We start from the raw sequence: 21386 nt of genomic DNA, 5'->3' as shown, positions 1-21386 counted from the left end.
AACAACGAAACAGGAGTTATTTATATTGTAAAAAACCTTATAATCGCTGAACAACAAGCCTGTAACGCGTTCCTATATTCCTTCTTTTCACTCTACAAAACAATACAAGATGAAAAAAGTTACGGTTATTTTCAACTTATCCGAATGAAAAACAATAAGTTTGTATCGATTTCCTTATAAACAAATCCGGTCATGAAACAAATAACGCTCACATTCCTTTGCCTGTTACTAGCATTCCATTCGTCGGGAAAACCGATACGGGAACGTATATCTTTCAATAACAATTGGTTGTTCGAGTTGACCGACAAGCAAACCGACGCTTCCGCTCCGGACGCGGACGATTCCGGCTGGCGAAGCTTAAACGTCCCGCACGACTGGAGCATAGAAGCCGATTTCTCCGAGAAAAATCCGGCAACTGCGGGAGGAGGGGCACTACCCGGCGGTATGGGTTGGTATCGGAAGCATTTCAAATTGCCGAAAAGCGACAAAGGGAAAAAGGTTTATATTGACTTCGATGGCGTTTACCGTTGCAGCAAGGTGTGGCTGAACGGGCATTTGTTGGGTTTCCGTCCGAGCGGTTATATCTCCTTCCGTTACGACCTGACGCCTTACCTGAATTATGGAAATCAACCGAACGTTTTGGCCGTTCAGGTCGACAATTCGGAGCAGCCTAATTCCCGCTGGTATTCCGGTTCGGGCATCTTCCGCAATGTCTGGCTGGTAAAGACCGGACAGGTGCATGTGGACAATTGGGGGACGCAAATCACTATTCCCGTCATCAATGCAGACAAAGCCATGGTGGAGATAGCAACCACCCTGAAGAATGATGCCACCGATGTTTCAGCCGAAGTAACGACACGGATACAGGACAAAAACGGTCAAACCGTTGTCCGGACTTCCTCTATCACTGAGATTGCAGCCGGAAACAATAAAAATATCATTCAAACAATTGAGGTGCTGCATCCGGAACTGTGGAGCATCGACAATCCTTATCTATACACTGCCGTGACCGAAGTGAAAGTAGGCGGCAAACTGACCGACCGCTACGAAACACCTTTCGGTATCCGTTCGTTCGACTGGAAAAAAGATTCCGGCTTTTACCTGAACGGGAAAGCGGTAAAAGTGCTCGGCGTCTGCCTGCACCACGACTTGGGTTGCTTAGGCGCAGCCATCAATCCGCGTGCCCTCGAACGGCAACTCCAGATGATGAAAGACATGGGCGCCAATGCCATCCGGACCAGCCATAACCCGCCGGCACCGGAATTGCTCGACATCTGCGACCGCATCGGACTGCTCGTACAGGATGAGGCTTTCGACATGTGGAGACGACGCAAATCACCGTATGACTATGCCCAATATTTCGATGAATGGCACGAACGCGATCTGACCGACCAATTATTGCGCGACCGCAACCACCCTTCCGTCTTTATGTGGAGCATCGGCAACGAAGTACTGGAACAATGGCCGGAAGCTGCCGCCGACACCCTCAGCCTGGAAGAAGCCAACCTGATACTGAATGCCGGCCATCCTATCGACCCTGCCGTCCTGAAAGATACCACCATGAGTTTGCAGGGATTGATAGCCCATTCGCTGACCGCCATTGTAAAAAGGCTGGACGACCGTCCCGTCACCACCGCTGGCAACGAAACGTCGCCGGGAAATCTCGTGTTCCGTTCCGGAGCACTCGACGTAATCGGCTTCAACTACCATGAAATGAATTATGAACCGTTTCCACAGAACTTCCCCGGACAAAAACTGATAGTCAGCGAGTCCACTTCCGCTTTGATGACCCGCGGATACTACCAGATGCCCTCCGATTCCATGTTTGTCTGGCCCAACAACTGGAACGGCCGCTTCGACCGTCCCGAACATCTTTGCTCGGCTTACGACAACTGCCATGTACCTTGGGGCTCGACCCACGAAGTAACCTGGCGTGAAGTCAAACGCTTGCCACATGTCGCCGGGATGTTTATCTGGACAGGTTTCGATTATTTAGGCGAACCGACTCCGTACTGGTGGCCGAGCCGAAGCAGTTTCTTCGGCATCGTCGACCTGGCTGGTTTTCCGAAAGACGTCTATTACATGTATCAAAGCGAATGGACAAATAAGCCCGTCCTGCACGTTTTTCCTCACTGGAACTGGAAGGAAGAGGAAGAGGTAGACATTTGGGCTTATTACAATCAGGCGGACGAAGTGGAATTGTTCCTGAACGGCAAAAGCCTGGGAACAAAAAGAAAAACAGACGGCATCTTCCATGTCTGCTGGCGTGTACCCTTCACCCCCGGAACTCTAAAAGCAATTTCCCGTAAGAACGGGCAGGAAGTATTGACACGCGAAATCCATACGGCCGGCGAAGCAGCGCAACTGGCACTTATCCCGGACCGGCCCGTTATCCATGCCGACGGTATCGACCTTTCTTTCGTCACCGTCGAGGTCAGAGATAAGGCCGGCAACTTAGTGCCCGATGCCCACCCCCTGCTCCGTTTTTCCGTGGAAGGTGACGGTTTTATCGCCGGCAGCGACAACGGCGACCAGAACGACCCCGTCAGCCTAAAAAAGCCTGAGCGGCATGCTTTCTACGGTAAAGCAATCGTTGTTGTACAAAACAGAGGTAAAAAAGGCCGCATCCGGCTAAAGGTAACAGCCGAAGGGTTCCCCGAAGCAACCACAACCCTACAAGTAGAATAGCCGGCTATAGAAGCGAAGAGAAAACTTAGCCAAGGTTCGCCGGTAAACTTCCTGTCCGCCATCTAATCCAGTATTGACGGATTGTACCTTATAAAGTGCTAAAATCATCAGAGAGGAACCGAAAAACATATTTAAATTTCTGTAAAGACGTAGACGGAAAGTTCCGGAAATCAATTCGCACGATTATCAAAATGTCATTAGTAAGGCAACTAAATGGGATTAATATGGCGGGTAAAATAAATTACCCGCACATGTAACCCTTTTTAACATATCAATCCGATAGTGAAAAACCGAAATGGAGAACATCTTGTCAATTTGACGAGATAGGGGGATGAAATTGAGAGAAACACTGAGAGAAGGCTGATTAATTCTTTTTGAGTGTATAATCCGTTACGCCTAAGACATCGTAAGCCTGCAACAGTGCCTCGTCATTATCCGAAATCATTAATAACTTATCGTTTTCTTTCAACTCCGTATTTCCTTTCGGAATAAAATAATGGCCATCGCGTTTCACCATTACGGCAAGGGTATGGTCGGGCAATGTCAGTTCCATCAGTTTATTCCCGTGGGCAAGGACAGCAGGTGTAATATCTATTTCGCTCATGGCACTTTTGATATCATCCGGAAGTTCGATACCAAACTCATCCCTCCGTTCCGGCTCGTCTATCTGGTCAAGCCACTTGGCGGCCAGAGTTACGGTAGTGCCCTGTATCAGCAAAGAAAGGATTGTGATGAAGAATACTACATTGAATATCATACCTGCATGGTCAATCCCGGCAATCATCGGATAGGTGGCAAAGATAATCGGAACAGCTCCGCGAAGCCCCACCCATGCGATATACAGTTTTCCTTTGACAGTAAAGTTCTTGAAGGGCAACAGACAAAGGAAAACACTGGCCGGACGGGCTACCAATATCATGAAGATTCCAACCGTCAAACCAATCGGGGCCACCGGAATCAATTCGTGAGGATTAACCAGCAGACCCAAGGTAAGGAACATCACGATTTGCCATAGCCAGGTAAATCCGTCAAAAAAGGTTCTCATACTCCTCTTATGGACAATCTTCGCATTTCCAACCACCAGGCCTGCAAGATACACGGCCAGATAACCGTTTCCCTTGCACAAAGTTGTAACGGAGAAAGTAAAGAATGCCGTTGTCAACAGCAGAATAGGATATAATGATTCATTGTCTATATCGATATGGTTAATGAGATGCACAGCCAGTTTCCCCAACAAATAACCGGCAATTGCCCCCACTACCAACTGGATAACCAACTGAAGAACAGCCTCCTGCAGATTCATTCCTCCCACCTGGATATAAGCGATAATCAGGAGAGTAAGCATATAGGCCATCGGGTCGTTACTACCACTTTCCAACTCCAATGTAGGACGCAAGCGTTGTTTCAAATAAACACCTTTACTGCGAAGTATCGAGAAAACGGAAGCCGAGTCGGTAGACGACATGACGGCAGCCAGCAACATCGATTCTGCCAGCGTAAGCGTCTCATGCCCAACAGCCAGTAAAGAAATATAATAGATAAATCCACCGGTAATAAAAGTCGTAGCCAAAACCCCAAACGTAGCCAACACAACTCCCTGCGCGGCAATCGGTTTTACCTCCGTGATATTCGTATCCATACCGCCGGAGAAAAGGATGATACTCAAAGCCAGCATTCCTATGAACTGAGCGATATTCGGATTGCTGAATTGTATTCCCAACCCGTCACTACCGAACAACATGCCGACACCTAAAAACAACAACAAGGCAGGAAGACCGAAACGATAACCGGCTTTACCGGCAAAAATGCTGAAGAATAAGATAACAGATGCAATCAGCAAAATACCTTCTGCACTGTGAAAAAGTTCAAACTCATGAAACATAGGCGATAACGGTTTACTCTACAATATTCACCTTCAAAGTAAAGAAAAAATAACGATATACGCAATAGCATTAACACTTAAAGTACAAGCTTATCCATTGACTATTAAATATATTACCTATATTTGTATCGATAATATTAACGCTATGCTTAAAACACATTTATTCGCAATTTTGTTCGTTCTCCTTATAGGAGCTTCCTGTAGTAATCCAAAACAGCACTTTATTTCGGACGAGACATTCAGAGCCGAAGTAGAGAAAGATTTCCTTGCCAAACAGGCGGCATTGCCTAATGGTAACCTTTTCTCTGTTTTCAACCAGTCCATGACGCCCTACGAAAAAGAGGCGCTCACTTTCCTATATGCCTACATGCCAATCGGCGATATTACGGATTATGACGGACAGTTTTACTTGGATAATATCCGTAGTTCGTTCCGCTCACGGGTGGAAATGCCTTGGGGTGACAGTATTCCGGAAGATATTTTCCGTCATTTCGTCTTACCTGTCCGGGTGAATAATGAAAACCTGGATGAAAGCCGTATGGTCTTTTATGAAGAGCTGAAAGATCGGGTAAAAGGCTTATCTTTATATGATGCCGTATTGGAAGTGAACCACTGGTGTCACGAAAAAGTGATTTATACTCCTTCCGATGCCCGTACAAGCTCTCCGCTGGCTTCTGTCAAAACGGCTTACGGACGTTGCGGCGAAGAATCGACTTTTACCGTTGCCGCCCTTCGTTCGGTGGGTATTCCGGCACGCCAGGTTTATACACCGCGCTGGGCACATACCGATGATAACCATGCTTGGGTGGAAGCTTGGGTAAACGGTAAATGGTATTTTATGGGAGCCTGCGAACCGGAACCGGTTCTCAATCTGGGATGGTTTAACGGACCTGCCTACCGCGGCATGTTGATGCACACCAAAGTATTCGGTAAATATAACGGACCGGAAGAGGTGATGGCGGTAACCGACGGATATACCGAAATCAATGTAATTGACAACTATGCTCCTACTGCTAAAGCCTCTATCACAGTTGTGGACGAGAGTGGGACCCCGGTTGCCGGCGCAAACGTAGAGTTTAAAATCTACAACTATGCCGAGTTCTACACCGTTGCCAACAAAAAAACCGATGATGAAGGCAAGACGTTCCTTACCGCCGGGAAAGGCGACATGTTGGTCTGGGCGACCAAGAACGGTAAATTCGGTTATAGTAAAGTATCTTTCGGCAAGGACGACAACGTGACGATTACGCTCAATAAAGTGCCCGGTGAAGTGGAAACCGTAGCCTTGGACATCGTTCCGCCGGTGGAAGGTTCCATCACCGTGGAAGTGACGGAAAAGCAAAAAGAGGCAAATGCCAAACGCCTGCATGAAGAAGACCTTATCCGCAACAAATACGTTGCAACCTTCTATACAGAAGAAAAGGCCGAAGCGCTTGCCAAAGAGCTGGGTATCGATTCGCAGAAGATTGCCGGCTTTATGATTGGAAGTCGTGGCAACTGGCGTGAAATCGAGAAGTTTCTTCGCGAAACGTCAGCTGATAAACGTCCGATGGCCATCGATTTGTTAAATGCCATATCGGCTAAGGATTTGCGTGATACTCCCGCTTCTGTCCTGGCTGACCATTTAAATAATGTCCAAAAGGTTAGCAGCTCGTTATTTACCGGATACATCCTTAATCCGCGTGTAGCAAACGAGTTTCTGACTCCCTACAGACAGTTCTTTGCATCCAATATCGAGCCGGAATTGGCTAAAGAGGCAAAAGCAAACCCGCAAGTTTTGGTCGACTGGGTAAAAAAGAATATAAAGATTAGCAGTTACCTGAATCCGCAACGCATACCTATCATGCCGATGGGCGTTTGGAAATCGCGGGTGGCAGATACAGGTTCTCGTAATATTTTCTTCGTTGCAGTTGCCCGTAGTCTGGGTATCCCGGCCCGTATCGAGCCGGTTGCCGGGAAAGTGCAATATGCGAAAGGACTGGAATGGAAAGATGTTGATTTCGAAGCTATCGAACAGACTACAGCCAAACAAGGTAAAGTCATAGCCTCCTACCAACCTATCAAAGCTCTGCAGGACCCGAAGTATTATAGTCATTTCACTATTGCAAAAATATTACCGACCGGTAAATTACAGACATTGAATTTTGAATCCGGTGATGTAGATATGGGCGGTGGTGATACTTGGAGTGCTTTGTTGAAAAAGCCACTTTCATTAGATGAAGGGAATTACATGTTGGTAACGGGGACCCGTATGGCAAACGGCAGTGTCTTGGCTGAAATATCTTTCTTCAACGTGGAAGCCGGCAAGACAAACGATATTAAACTGGAAATGCGCGAAAGTATGGATGACATACAGGTTATCGGCAACTTTAACTCCGAGAATACTTTCAAACGGGCCGATACCGGCGAAGAGACAAGTTTGTTGTCCACTACCGGCCGGGGATATTACATCGTAGCCATCCTCGGTGCCCGGCAGGAACCGACCAATCATGCCATGCGCGACATTGCTGCATTTAAAAAGGATTTTGAGGAATGGGGCCGCAGCATGGTTCTCCTTTTTCCGGATGAAAAGGGTTTCAAGAACTTTGATCCGAAAGAGTTCGGGGAATTGCCGAATACTATCACCTATGGTATCGATACTGATAATGCAATCCAGAAAGAAGTGGCTGCTGCCATGAAATTGCAAAATGCCAATTCGCTACCAATCTTCATCATTGCCGACACCTTCAACCGGGTCGTATTCGTCTCCCAAGGATATACAATCGGACTGGGCGACCAGTTGATGAAAGTGATACATAAACTATAATAAGTAAAAATTGTAAGAACATCTACCGGCTGTTCATTTGCTTTCCTACACATTACAGACAGCAAGATGATTGTTGAAATTAAAATCAGTCTTTTCATCTCTGCGTTTTTTTAAGTAGGACAAAACAGCTCTTGGTCAGTGCAAAGTCTTCAGAAAAAAAACCGACCGACAATAAGTTATTCACCATCAAAAAAGGAGAAATAACTTATTATCGGTCGGTTTCTACTATATTTTATTTACTATCTGCGTCTTTACTGTCTGCGGCGTACGCTACGTACCGGAGCACTCTTTTGGGCTTTCGGGGCTTTTGTCTTTACGGCTTTTTCTTTATTTTCTTTCACGGCTTCTGTCTTCTGGCCACGAGCGGAAACAGTGGCACTCTTGGTCTTCTTTCCTTTCGAATCAGTAGCCAACTGAGCCGTATCCGGCTGCAAGTAAAGAGATTTCTCGAATGCGACTAACTGGCCTTCGATACGGTCTTGCTCCTTTTTTAGAGAGTCGGGAGTCGGACAATAAGCTTGCAAAGGCTGGTTCATCAGATTCTGCGTCTTGAAAATATCTCCTTCAAACATACGACGACGGAAATAATCATCCATCGTGAAAGTCATGGCATTATTGATATTCGACGTCATGATATAAGAAGTATTGATGTACGGACGAATATTTTCGTAAGGTACCCAAAACATGGCCATTGTATTCTCCCCGATATCTCCAACGACAGTCAAGATAGGACAGATAGCCAATATCTTCACATCAAAAACGGAATTGTTCTGGTCGAAATACCAAGCTTCCTTGACATAATAGGATTTCACGTCAGCCGAAGGAATATCACTCTCGTTCACGACAAATGAAGAAGCTGCATTTCCTTTGCCCGGTACTTCCTCATAATAAATATGACAACGGTCGAGTAAATCTTTCAGGTTTACCTTATAAGTATCACTGAAATCCTCATAACCGTCGAGATATTCATATACCGTCAGTTTCCCTTCGCTAATCAATTGGAAAATGGTAGAGAACAGGTTCATCTGCCCATTCATAGGCTGTATCGGATAATACAAGGGGGCGTTTTGCTCCTTTGTCAAATCTATCTGCCGGTAGATGACACGCATCCAACGGGCATTACCGATATTCTGTGTCATCCGCTCGTTCATATCCTGGGCACGGACGGTCAGTTCGGGCAAACCACTTTCTTTTTTCTCATCGGCACGACCGCCACGGCTGGATTCGGGACCACGGCGACGGGTTTGCTGTTGCTGCGTATTACTGTCGTCTTCCTGGGCCTGCATAGGAACAGCAGCAGACAGGGCGGCAATCAGAGTTGCTATGTAATATAAACGTTTCATATCTTTTTATATTATCGGGCGACCGCGAGGAACGCCCCTACATTAATTCACTATTACTTCGATGGGGGAAATTGTTCGTTCCTTTCCATCCGGGCCTTTCACTAACACATGGGTGATGTAAAAACGTTTCCCACGGGCAAGACGGCGGATATAGTCTTTCTGACGCTGCGAAAATTGCGGACCTTGTGCCACTTCCGGGATTACGTTACCCATCGAGTCGTAGAAGGTCAGTTCGAAGCTCAGAACAGTGAACGAAATATTCAGCAAATCATCGTCGATAGCCGCCTGGATACCTTCGGTTTCCATCAAGCTGCGTTTCGATATTTTACCGCCACGGAACTTACGAACATTTCCGTTCTCATCCTTATACTCAAAATAAGGCATCGGGTCCGGCAATGCACGAACGCGAAAAGAGGTCTTGGCCATTTCCACACTACGCCCGTCGGCCATCTTCGCATGAACAGATACGACAGCATCGGTTCCCACGGTAGTCGGACGCGCTTCCCACTGGTCACCTTTACGTACCAACGTACCGTTACTCATCGTAGCCGTCACATTTCCACTCGGAACGCCAGGCACGGCTATCCGTATCGGATTGGCTATTCCGGCATACAATACATTCATCAACATCGGAGCTACTGTAGCACTCGGCTCCGTAACGAAATATTCGCTTTCGAACTCGCGGTGCATTACGCTACCGTCGCTACCCGGCATTTCAATATATCCTTTCACCGGATAGGTCCCCGGAGCACCGGCTATAGCGGTAAACATCCCGTTTGCATCGTAAGGAAGCTCCTTCCCGTTAACATAGACGGTCGGACGTTTGGTGGAGTCTACCGCCGACAATACGATATTAGCCTTATACTGACTACCACGCATCACAATCTGGCTTTCCGGAATCACCTGCGCCGTTATCTGGTTCACACGATAGTCGCGTACGTCGACACTACTCAAGAGGTTCGACAGCACTTCTCCTTCCGCATAACGAATATCACTTTGCAATTTCGTCAATAAAGTAACGGCTGCCGCTACCGGCATATTTTCGAAAAGAGCCTCTTCCCAGGTACGTGTATTAATACCGGCCTTATGAGGAGGAGTTGTTGAAAGGCTCGCTTCGATAATACGAGTTTTAGCCTCATCTTCTATCATTTCGCCCATCAAAGCCCGATATGATTCAATACTTTGACGCAGTGTCTTGCCTTCACCTGAAACAGGAGACAACATCACGCGAGAAGCCGCTTCGAGGTCATCTTTATGATTGATACTATTTACGTCGGCATTCTTACCGTCGGCAATCTGTGCGATACGCACCTTCAGCTCCTGCACATAATTATACAGGCTGTCGGAAGCATCCTTCACCTTTTTCCCCTTTTCGTACCATTCGCGTACCTTTTCAGGGTTAGTTTGATAATATGCTTCCAGTTCACCGGTAACAATCTCGTTACGCGTAGATGTATTATCGATAGAAGTCCGCAAGCTGCTTTCCACCAGTTCGAAGCCGTCGAGTACCTCCGATGACACGTTCAATGCCATCATCGCGATGAAAACCAGATACATCAGGTTTATCATCTTCTGACGGGGCGAATTGGGATTATTTGCTATTCCTGACATATTCGATTACTTCATTGGGTTGTTTGTATACGGAGGCTGTTGCTGATATCCGTACGGTTGTTGATACGGCTGCTGGTAATTCTGCTGCTGTTGTTGTTGCTGTTGCTGGTATGCAGGTTGTTGCTGCGCCTGGGCCGGTTGTTGGTAGCCCATATTGACAGTCATGGCCTGCAGCAGGCGGGTGTACACCTGGTTCAGTTCAGCCAACTGGCGAGTCATCTTTTCCGTTTCGTTGCGGAAGACAGAACTATCCACTACCGAACCGTCGTACATCTCGCGGATACGGTTCAGACCGCCATTGATATGTTCGATAGATTCGATTTGAGAACTGATGCTCTTCAACTGTATTTCATAAATGGTGTTCAGACCTGAGATATTACGGTTCAGCATTTCCATCTGCTGTACATAACCACGCGAATTTTGATTGATTCCATCAGAATTGTCCGTTATACTCTTATAAGAGTTAAGCAATGTATCGGAAACATTGGTCAACGAATTGGTTACCTGACTGAAACGTTCCATATTTTCGGACATACCGGAGAGTTGTTCCAAATATTTCTGAGTAGCCTCCGTCAACTCGGCCATTTTTGATATCTGTTCGGCAGCACCGCTCAGCTTCTGAATGCTGTCGGAAAGATTTTTCGTATCTTCTTCACTCACATCCAAGCCTAAACTTCCCAGACCGGAAACCGGCTTACCGCCCAAATTGACATTCAAGCCGATGCCCGTTCCATCATCCGCCGTATTTTCCGCCGAATTCATCAGGTTTGACAAGGGGGCATTGGCAAAATCAGGACGGTCGAGCGGATTCTTCGACTTCAACACAGGAAACACTTCTTCCCAATGATATTCGTTACCCGGACGCTCGAAAGCAGATATAAAGAATACCAACGCTTCCACCGTCATGGCAATAAAAAGGATTTGGTTGCCATAAGGTAAATGTAACAACTTGAACAAGGCACCGATAATAACGATAGAGGCACCCCAACTATAACAGAAATTCAGTACGCGCTTACCCCTTTCACTGGCAAGGAACATTTCTATCCTGTTTTTGTATCTTCTATATTTTCCCATAATGTGTATATTCGTTTTATAAACGGCAAGTTCAGAACCTGCCCCTATGTTATTACTTTTTTCCTTTTGAACGTGAGAAACCGATTTGTGTACGTGCGCAACGGAAACCGATGTATGAACGGGTCTCGTTTTGATACTCGAAAGTACGCATATCGGAACGGATAAACTGAGCGACATCTTTCCAAGAACCGCCGCGTACCACTTTCTTTTTCATCGCGTACGGGTCTTCCTTGGCCGCATTGTAACGCAAGTCGGGGTTCATATCACTCATCTGGCTCGGACCGGACTCGGAGTAAGAAGTCGAAGTCCATTCCGCCACATTACCGGCCATATCATACAGGCCAAAATCGTTCGGAGCGAAAGAACCGACGCGGGAAGTGATAATATGTCCGTCTTCCGTATAATTACCTTTACCGGGTTTGAAGTTCCCCAGGAAGCAACCTTTACTACTCTGCAAATCGTCGCCGGCCCACGGATATTTGTTTTCGTTTTTACCGGTTCGGGCTGCATACTCCCATTCTCCTTCAGTAGGCAAGCGGAACGGTTCGATAGCCTGTCCGTTGGGGAAGTTCAGCGATTCCTTGAAAAGATTGGTACGCCATACACAGAAAGCGGTAGCCATTTCCCAAGATACGCCGACTACCGGATAGTCGTCATAACCCGGATGCGAGAAATACATACGCATATAAGGTTCGTTATAAGCATTATTAAAGTCGTTTACCCAACAAGTTTCGTCCGGATAAATATTGACGATGCGGGTATGCAGAAAATCCCACGGGCCGCTTAACTGGCGGGTGATGGTTTCATTTACAACTTCGCCTTCATCGGTGAAGTAAGCCGTATCCTTAGAAATCATGATTATCTCGTTCGGGTCTGCCTGAATATCGGTATTACGTACACGGGCAGCCGGGTCGAGGTTATGCTTACGCAAAGCGGCGGCAGTATAGTCGTACCATTCATATTTGAAATTCATCTGTTTGGGGTCCAGTTTTTTCTCGCCTGTAACAGGATTAACGGTATAGACACTTTCAATGGCACGCATTTCGTCTTCGTTCGCACGTTTCCAAGGAATAGGACGGTTCCAGTCCAGATGTGGAGTAACAGGTTCCCCATATTTATCTTCCGTAATCTTAAACAGGTCGTTGCCACCGTAAGCCGGGTCGGCCAAGCGTTCACGGATGATAGAGTCACGTACCCAATACACGAACTGGCGGTATTTGGCATTTGTAATCTCCGTCTCATCCATCCAGAAAGCATCGAAGGAGACACCTTTTGTTTCAGGGTTAAGCCCCCAAAGGGAGTCCTTATCCGCAGGACCCATTTCGAATGAGCCTCTCTTAATCAGAACCATACCGTAAGGGGAAGGTTCATTAAACGCGACCGTACGCGCCCCCGTCACTTCTCCCCCACCACCAGTAAAGGATTTGCCACAAGAGGTAAACAAGGTTACCGCCGCAAGTACTGATAATACTTTTTTCATATACTATAATATACGTACACTTTTGTGTCTATTTTTTCCCGACTTCGATTTCTTCAGCTTAAACTGATAGCTTACCATTAGTTCGTGGCTTCCAGAACTGCCCCTCAGTATAGGCGTGGTTGGAAAATCATACGCGTATCCAACCTGCAAACTACCGAATTTAGCTCCCAACAACACGACAACCGACTCATTCACTCGCCAGGAAAGACCTCCGTTAAACATTTTATTATATACCAAACGGGCAGTAATGTCCGCCTGGAAGCTCTGCATATCCGTTTTCAGGAATACAGACGGCTGTAATTCATACAACGGATTCCTGAATTGAATATTGTATCCTCCGGTCAAATTATATGCACTTGCAATATAAGTATAGGCATATTCGTCCAACTGTATCTCCGGTTGAGTAAGATGCGTGACTCCTATTCCGGCATAGAGGTTCTTACGGGTATAGTAAATACCTGCGTTCATATCCATCCCCATTCCGCTCACCTGTGTACGTGGAATGGCCGGGTCTTCCTGCTGGTAATCCTCGCCGTTCGAAGAACCGGTGGGAAAAGAGACGCCTTCTCCGTCGAACGCCTGGTTGACAATCCCGATTTGCAGGCCGATGCTCAATACCCCACCCAACAGCTTTTGCTTATAAGCATACTGCCCTGCCACATGTGTATTCTGAAAAAGTCCGATGCTTTCCGTAAAAACGACGATACCGACCCCGTGGTTTGTCTTTCCCAGCTTTAAGGGCATATCTCCCGTGATAAAGAACGATTTAGGCGCACCTTCTATCCCCAGCCACTGCTGCCGGTGGAGCGCCAGTGCATGAAGATCCCCCGATGTGCCGGCATAAGCAGGATTATAATAGCCCATTGCCATAAAATACTGGCTTAACTGTGCATCGTATTGTGCCCGTATTGCAGTAATACAGGTAAACAAAAACAGAATAAACAGGAGACTTTTCTTCATTCAACGCTCAATAATACCGACCCAAGCAGGCTGGCTTAGTGCCACCCTTTCGGAAATAAACGCAAGAAACAAAGATAAATTGTATCTTTCCGGTAAAAAAACGAGGCAGAGAGCCGAAAAGCCCTACCACCTCGTCTTTTACCTTATACATACATGCGTTTTATTACACATAATATAAACGTAGTTAAAAACAAACATAAGTTTAATAGCAACACTATAAAGAAGAAATTATTGGTCTTCTTAATTATTATCTCCGCTTTTACGAAGTTTGTCATCCCTTTAACTCAGCTGAAGAAAGATCTGCATATGTGCCTACCACTATAGGGCAAATTGAAGAACTATACGGCAATGTGAGGGTAGATGGAACGATGTCCATCGGGGGATTGCTTTGATATTAGAATTATTCTGCTTGTGTGAAAAACAAAACCCTGATGCTCATCAATTTTGCCTTACGATCTTATGGACAAAAGAATGTATTGAAGGTACAAGAGATTAAAAAAAACCTCTTGAATATAGTAATCCGCCATCGTGAGTATTAGAACGGAAGCTCCGGGCCATAATATACATCAGACTCACAAAAGACATTGACATCGCTATCACGGAATAGATTGGCCTGTTTTTCCAATTTTATCAGAATTTCATTTATCCTATTAATGCTATTCAGCTCTTCACGACGAGTTTTACTCAGTTCCAAGAACTCCTCATTTTGATCTATGCCAAGGAAACGACGCCCCAATAGGTTTGCAGCAATGCCAGTTGTACTACTGCCTGTGAATGGGTCTAAAATCCATGCACCGGGTAAAGTAGAAGCCTGAATTATCCGCGATAAAACGCATAATGGCTTTTGAGTGGGATGCTTTCCGCAAGACTTCTCCCATGGAGCAATCGCAGGTAATCTCCACACATCACGCATTTGAGTACCTCCATTAATCTTCTTCATCAGTTCATAGTTAAAATAATGAGGTACTTTTTGTTCCTTACGAGCCCAAAGAATGTATTCTGCCGAATGTGTGAAATATTTGCAGGACAGGTTTGGAGGAGGGTTTGTTTTCTCCCAAGTAATACAATTCAAGATTCTAAATCCCAGTTCTGTCAGACATCTTGCCACAGAGAAGATATTATGATATGTACCGCTTATCCAAATTGTTCCATTGCTTTTCAGTTTATTCCGACAAGCTGAAATCCATGATTTATCAAACAAATAATCTTCCTCATACCCGTTGGACTTGTCCCAATCGCCTTTATTGACAGATACCATCTTACCGCTTTGAACACTAATTCCTCCATTTGACAAGTGGTAGGGCGGGTCTGTGAAAATCATATCGAACTTAAAATCAAAAGAATTCAGCAGTTCGATACAATCTCCTTTTAAAAGAGTAAAATCCTTGTTCTCTGACTTATAGTAGGCTGCAGGCATTTAGATAAGAACTTTTGAAATTATTCCGTTTTCAAGATCCGCAATATTATAAAGGTGTTCCAATACATCAAAGGTCTCTTTCAGATTGTTTTTTGCACTGCGCCAACCACAACCGTCTGTAAACCAAACAAACTTAAAATAGCCCAAATCTTTGGTTTCCATTGTAATGGTTTTATAACTACGGGCAGTTTCGTTCAGTTTTGAGCCACTACTGGTATAAAAGTTTGTCTCTATTCCGTAAACGGTATTCGCACCCTTTACAACAAAATCAAACCTCTTCTCTGCGCCACCATTATTAGAAATGGATGAGAGGTCTATACCCCATTTAGCTTCGATTTCATGGATATACATTTCCTTGAAATAATTCTCCCCTTTCACGAGGCCGGCTTTACAAAGAAAACTCTCCAACAGATTTTCCATTAGATGACCTCCGCGATTCTTCCGTCCGTTAGAATCAAGTCCGGTTTCTATACCTGTCACATAATCCACAAGATTGTTGACAATATGGTTCTCCATCAAATCAAACAGACCTGTCTTTCGCATGAATTTCACATAATTCTCATTTGTGCAGTTTGGTTTGTCGAAATGGAAGTCAATCTGTCCTTCTTCATCCATAGCCATAATATCAAGTTCACGTTTGGCTAAAAGAATAGGAATACATTTTAATGTCTCAGGATATTGTGCCAGAATATTTCTGAACTCCTCTTCAATGTTTTTAGAGCCAATCAATGAGTTCAATATATTGAGTGGAATTTTGATAGCATCCACATTATTGAATACCTTATTGAAGTCAACGTAATATTTATAATCGGCAATGGAAGGTCTAAACCCGGCAAGCCAACTATCAAAGTTTCTCATATCAGTAAGCATTAGCAATATTTGAAATCATTATTTCGGAAATAGCCCCACGACCATTCCCTTTTGAATTTATCATTCTTGACGCAAATACACGTTTAATGGAAAACATTTTATAAAGGTGATCAAAAAAATCGTCATCATTATTCACATTTTGAGGGTCTGAGTTACTTGCCACAAAAAAAGAATGTTTCTTTGCAATCCGATCGCAAAAATCACGTAATCTTTTTTGTTCAGCATCATCAAAGCCATCTTTTGAATAAGACGTAAATGCCGATGTTTCTGTCAATGGGCGATACGGAGGATCAAAATAGTATAGTACATTGTTTCCTGCGTACTTTCCTGTCTGTGCGAAATCACCACAGAGAATTTCGACGCGCTGAAGAACAGCAGAATCAGCCCTTAATGTTTCTTCATCACAAATTTTCGGATTCGCATATCTACCATGAGGAACATTAAATTTACCCTTTGAGTTTACACGATATAATCCATTGAAACAGGTACGGTTAAGAAATATGAATAATGCAGCCGTTTCAACATCAGAATTTTCCTCATCATTAAAACGAGTACGTTGAGAAAGATAATATTCTTTCCTTGCAACTTCATCAAGCGGAAGATATTCTGCTTGAAGTCGATTCAGCTCGATGATTAAATTCTCAACATCTGATTTTATTACTCGATATGTGCATATTAGCTCTGCATTGACATCATTGATTATTGCTTTTGTGATATTTGGATATTCCTGTAAAATCCAAAACAAGACAGCTCCGCCCCCAATAAACGGTTCAACATACGTCACTCCATCACACTGTGACAAATCATGAGGCAAAGTCTTCTTTATATCATCAAGAAGTTGGGTTTTTCCCCCAACCCACTTAACAAATGGCCTTGCCGGATATGTATCGATTCTTTTCATTTAATTCCAAATATCACTGCTAAGACAATTTTCGCAGTATTATGCAAAAATAGCGATAACGATTCACTTCCCCAATAAAATGAGACAAGAAAACAACAATGTATCTGGAACACCGTGCAAGATACTTATCCATCTTCTCCGTCTCGGAAGAGTATGTTGGCAAAATCATCAGTCTGTCATAACCAGCATCCCCGTCTTCAAACTCAGTTGGTGAACTCGTTAAAAGTGTCCTGTCGTATAAATCCGGTTTCTATATCAGTAACCACCCTGAAGTCTATGTCACTTCTCTTCCATGATCCTCCGATAATACGTAACATGTCTTTTCTGCCGCCAATAAATGGGGTACAGATCCAAATACGATATTTTGCGCTATCACAATGCGCGCGGAGTGTCTTAGCTAGTGATGAAAAGGAATATATTATATCGCATTATTTTATGAATTATTTCTTTAATAAACGAGAGGTAACAATTTAGCCTATAGTCATTTTGACGAAGTTTGTCGAGTTTGAGGATATAGTCGTTTAGCTCCTCCCATACTAGAGGATGTTTGAGTTGAAAATACAAGTTGCGGCAATACTCACAAACCTTCGTAAAGGTAATGACTTTTGTCCAAACAAATTAAATCCCCACTAATCTAATTGACTAACAGGGATTTAATCTTAAATTTCTCTTAGTATTCCTCCTCGTTAAAGAAAAAGTCTTCTTTACTTGGATAGTCGGGCCAGATATCTTCCATACATTCGTAAATCTCACCTTCATCCTCCATTTCCTGCAGATTCTCAATAACTTCCAATGGCGCACCAGAACGTTGTGCATAATCAATCAATTCATCCTTGGTTGCAGGCCAGGGTGCGTCTTCCAATTTTGAAGCTAACTCTAATGTCCAATACATAGCTGTCAAGTATTAATTAACCATCTTACGGTGGTCAGGTTCTCAAATTTTCCGCAAAAATAAAACAATATTCTTTAGATACAAGTATAATCCCATATTATTTCTTTACCATTATTCTTTATGCACTCTTTACGGGCCAGAACAAACAGATAATCAGACAGTCTGTTTACAAAAATAAGTACAGGCTCTTCTACCGGAGTCGTCTCTGCCAAACGATAAATCTGGCGCTCGGCACGCCGGCAAACGGTACGGCAGACATGAGCCAGTGAAGCCGACCGGTTTCCACCCGGCAGAACAAAATTACGCATCTTCGGTAATTCATTGTCGATACGGTCTATTTCCGTTTCAATGCGCGTAATTGTTTCCGGCGTCACTTTGCTTTCCATTTTCAGCTCCGTATGTTCCTGGTTGGTTGCCAGATAAGAACCGATGGTGAACAATTTATGTTGAACAAACCGGAGAAAATCCAAATCCTTCTCATCCTCCAATGCCGTCATCAACAAACCGATAAAAGAGTTCAGTTCATCGATTGTCCCATAACTTTCAATCCGCGCATGCGCTTTGGAAACCCGTTCTCCCCCAACCAGCGAAGTAGTGCCTTTATCACCCGTGCCGGTATATATAATACTCTTTTTCATACCCCTAATTATTAATTGTTTCTATTATAATCCGATATCCCGCCTAGTTGTTGCGAAAAAGAATACAATATTCGTCAGATTCTATGACTCCTGCAAGTATTTATCTTATTTTGTATTTGTAAAAAGAACGTACAGGACAAACAAATTCGTTATATCCGCAATATGTAAGCATAAAATCACAAACAACTGCTTTAATCATTCATTCCATAAAAACCTATTATATCTGACAGAGAAATTCATTATATTCTTTTTACAATTTACAATTTAAAGATACTCGGTAATCATGTTCAAATAGGCATTTAATTATCTTTTCATCAGATTAAAAATTACAGTTTTTATATTTATCATAGATTATACAATCAAGTCATACTCAATATTATATATCAAAACAACACCCACCTGTTTATATATAGATTTCCACATGAAGTCCAACTCCATATTAATGATAATTATTTCATATTTTAAAGTGAACCCATGAGGTTGTGTCAAAACTCAAATTTAGCCTAGATGCGCTTTTGATTTGAAACTTGAACATCCTTAAAGACAAAAAGAAGAGTCGTATCATTACTCAAAACAGAGCTTGATACGACTCTTTTAGGTCCTGTAGTTACAATCTGCAGCTTTTCGGAGAGGTCATTTTAGTTTTGACACCCCCCATAATAATACAAAAATAACGAATAGACTTTTTTATCTTGTCATAAATATTTTTTGTTAGCAAAAGACTTTCCATTGATTATACGCATTCGCTTCTGCATTTCTTAACAAAGCATATGTCGTCATATCATCGATAGTATCTAAAGGTCGGCGGTTATAATAAAACAAACCAGCGACAACGGCCAATGTTATCACAGAAACGATGATATTAATTAAAGTAATTTTCACAAATCCTTAATTTTAAAGAATACCACAACCAAGTTATCATCTTCTTTTATAGTCTCGAACAATCTCATATTTTCCTCTTTTGCCGGATAGTGAGTCGTTTCGTCTATAACTTGTTTCAAAGACTTCAAAGTTGCCGGTGGAACTAATGCGACAAAATAATCGTTGTAACTATACAAGCCACTTGCAAAATCCATCACAAAATCCATGTCATTCAACATCCCGGCAGTGTTCACTAGTTTTTTGCTTCTTTTATCATAAAACGAAATAAAGCGTCTATCATCTTTATCGCTTGTAACGAACATAATGTGGGTGTCGTTTTCCACATAACTATATAAATAAGTATGGGCTAATTCATAGTCATGAAAATCTTCATAATTTTCAAACGTCCCCATCTTATCCTTTTCAAAAGGAATGAAATCGCTATAATCGAATTTATATCTCAGGCATAAAGCTGTATCTGTCACCGTATATACTTCATTCAAGTACATGGGGGCATATATAATTTCATTCTTTCTTCTACTCAAAGGATCGTATGCCAGAGATGAATGAACTGTTTCCTGATAAAAACAAGCCGCTTTTTGCAAATGCCCTAAACTGTCTGTATACAAAATTTTGTAATCATCATATTGGCCTAAATGATTGTTTCTGGCACCTTTGTCTGTAGCTGTAACATATTCTCCGTTAGAAAGTATCTTAAAATTACAACCGATACGGAAAGGAACATCGTGAGATGTTATATAATCTCCGTTTAATGAGAATTGCATCCATTTTCTTTTTTGATTATCATAAATGACTAATTGCTCCTGCTTAGTGTCAATGGCAAAGGATTTTGGCAAATAGAATTCAAAGGGTGCTCCCCCTTTCTCACCTAAAGATTTCAGGAATTTTCCTTTATTGTCAAAAAGGTAAAGTTTTTCCGTCCCAAGCCTGTCAAATGCATAAATCTTATTATCATAAAATTCGATATGATTACAATAAGCAAATAGAGATTTGTCTGTTGTTTCTAATGGAGTATAATAAAAGTCCTCAATTAGTTCTGATGATGGCATGGGCTCCTTTATCTCATTGGAAACTTTAATAGTTTCAAATTTCTCATCCTTTGTTGGAACTACAGTTACACTGTCTAAATTGACAGATGGAAAAGGCTTATTCTTCATTATTAATTCTTGGCAACTGCAACATACCAAAATAAACCAGAAAGGAATAATTGTTTTAATCAAATACTGTTTTCTCATATTGTGATAATTTTTATAAAGAGGATATACAAAAAAGAATTGTCGTAATCAATGTGATTTATAAAATATACTTTTTTCCCATGCGTTCGCAAAATGGAAGAGATGAACTTCCAAACAAAGCAAACACATCCAATTTGCCCTCCAATTGTTATACACTAATAAATTCTTCATAATCTTCAACGCAAATTTTAAATTCTCGACAAAGATATAGAAAAAATGTAATAATATATCAAAATACAAGAAAATATACAAGAAAATATACAAGAAAATATACAAGAAAATATACAAGAAAATATAAGTTTATGCAGATTATATAACATATATACTATTATTAGAAAATATTATTTTGATTACCAGTCTTCGGAGAAACATTCTAGATTATCAATTAACAAACTGTATTTCAGCAAGTTATTTTGTATTCGTTTTTTTTAATTCTATAACTTTACATTTACTTGTAATACAACTCTATTTATTACGCCATGAAGAAAGGAACAAAGATTCGCACAGCTCATATCTCTTCTTCCAGAATATGAATTCAAGAAATACGTCAACAGGTATAACATTTCCACTCTCTCAAGTTCACCTGTCGCGACCAATATACGGTGATGAGTTTTGCTCAGTCTACTGATTGCTCCGCCTTTAGGAGGATTAAAGTCACTCCAACTATTATCACTATGTTTGTTTTGATAAACTATTACTTTCTTTTT

The 21386-nt window shown here is 42.8% G+C and carries 15 protein-coding genes; 2 read left to right on the top strand and 13 right to left on the bottom strand.

Going from position 1 to position 21386, the window contains the following annotated elements; all coding sequences use genetic code 11:
• The first annotated feature begins 192 nt into the window (after positions 1-192).
• Positions 193-2688: a sugar-binding domain-containing protein gene (locus DW103_RS13590; protein WP_122277045.1), complete on the top strand. Its 2496-nt coding sequence runs from the start codon at positions 193-195 to the stop codon at positions 2686-2688.
• Positions 2689-3052: 364 nt separating this feature from the next.
• Here DW103_RS13590 and DW103_RS13585 read toward each other — a convergent pair whose 3' ends face one another.
• Positions 3053-4570, bottom strand: a complete 1518-nt coding sequence (locus tag DW103_RS13585) for a potassium/proton antiporter (RefSeq protein WP_122277043.1) — start codon at positions 4568-4570, stop codon at positions 3053-3055.
• A gap of 145 nt (positions 4571-4715) precedes the next feature.
• Here DW103_RS13585 and DW103_RS13580 point away from each other — a divergent pair, with 145 nt between their 5' ends.
• Positions 4716-7376, top strand: coding sequence for a transglutaminase domain-containing protein (locus DW103_RS13580; RefSeq protein WP_233545692.1), 2661 nt, complete (start codon positions 4716-4718; stop codon positions 7374-7376).
• A 251-nt stretch (positions 7377-7627) separates the two neighbouring features.
• On the opposite strand, the gene gldN is transcribed toward DW103_RS13580, so the two are convergent.
• The 12 genes from gldN to DW103_RS18475 form a co-directional block, all read right to left on the bottom strand.
• The gene (gene gldN, locus DW103_RS13575) at positions 7628-8719 is read right to left on the bottom strand and encodes a gliding motility protein GldN (RefSeq protein ID WP_122277041.1); all 1092 of its coding nucleotides are present in this window, start codon (positions 8717-8719) and stop codon (positions 7628-7630) included.
• A gap of 42 nt (positions 8720-8761) precedes the next feature.
• Positions 8762-10330 (bottom strand): gliding motility protein GldM, encoded by a 1569-nt coding sequence (gene gldM / locus DW103_RS13570; protein WP_122277039.1) that lies wholly within the window; start codon positions 10328-10330, stop codon positions 8762-8764.
• Positions 10331-10336: 6 nt separating this feature from the next.
• On the bottom strand, positions 10337-11404 hold the full coding sequence (gene gldL, locus DW103_RS13565; protein WP_233545691.1) for a gliding motility protein GldL: 1068 nt from the start codon (positions 11402-11404) through the stop codon (positions 10337-10339).
• A gap of 52 nt (positions 11405-11456) precedes the next feature.
• Positions 11457-12884 (bottom strand): SUMF1/EgtB/PvdO family nonheme iron enzyme, encoded by a 1428-nt coding sequence (locus DW103_RS13560; RefSeq protein WP_122277037.1) that lies wholly within the window; start codon positions 12882-12884, stop codon positions 11457-11459.
• A gap of 3 nt (positions 12885-12887) precedes the next feature.
• A complete protein-coding gene (locus DW103_RS13555) occupies positions 12888-13844 on the bottom strand; it encodes a type IX secretion system membrane protein PorP/SprF (protein ID WP_122277035.1) in 957 nt (318 codons plus the stop codon).
• A 535-nt stretch (positions 13845-14379) separates the two neighbouring features.
• Complete coding sequence (locus DW103_RS13550; protein WP_122277033.1) at positions 14380-15261, bottom strand: site-specific DNA-methyltransferase; 882 nt, start codon at positions 15259-15261, stop codon at positions 14380-14382.
• Positions 15262-16119, bottom strand: a complete 858-nt coding sequence (locus tag DW103_RS13545) for a type II restriction endonuclease (RefSeq protein WP_122277031.1) — start codon at positions 16117-16119, stop codon at positions 15262-15264.
• Position 16120: 1 nt separating this feature from the next.
• Positions 16121-17032: a DNA adenine methylase gene (locus DW103_RS13540; RefSeq protein ID WP_122277029.1), complete on the bottom strand. Its 912-nt coding sequence runs from the start codon at positions 17030-17032 to the stop codon at positions 16121-16123.
• A 670-nt stretch (positions 17033-17702) separates the two neighbouring features.
• On the bottom strand, positions 17703-17924 hold the full coding sequence (locus tag DW103_RS13535) for a DUF2795 domain-containing protein (RefSeq protein WP_005633363.1): 222 nt from the start codon (positions 17922-17924) through the stop codon (positions 17703-17705).
• 74 nt (positions 17925-17998) lie between these two features.
• Positions 17999-18562 carry a cob(I)yrinic acid a,c-diamide adenosyltransferase gene (locus DW103_RS13530; RefSeq protein WP_122277027.1) on the bottom strand — a complete coding sequence of 188 codons (564 nt, stop codon included), beginning with the start codon at positions 18560-18562 and terminating at the stop codon, positions 17999-18001.
• Positions 18563-19440: 878 nt separating this feature from the next.
• Positions 19441-20679, bottom strand: a complete 1239-nt coding sequence (locus DW103_RS13525) for a 6-bladed beta-propeller (RefSeq protein ID WP_122277025.1) — start codon at positions 20677-20679, stop codon at positions 19441-19443.
• A 434-nt stretch (positions 20680-21113) separates the two neighbouring features.
• On the bottom strand, positions 21114-21386 hold a 273-nt coding region (locus DW103_RS18475; RefSeq protein WP_233545690.1), incomplete at its 5' end, for a hypothetical protein.

This window comes from Parabacteroides sp. AM08-6 (assembly GCF_003473295.1).
Lineage (GTDB): Bacteria > Bacteroidota > Bacteroidia > Bacteroidales > Tannerellaceae > Parabacteroides.
The sequence above is the reverse complement of the archived record's forward strand: the minus strand, read 5'-3'. Positions and strand labels throughout refer to the sequence as shown.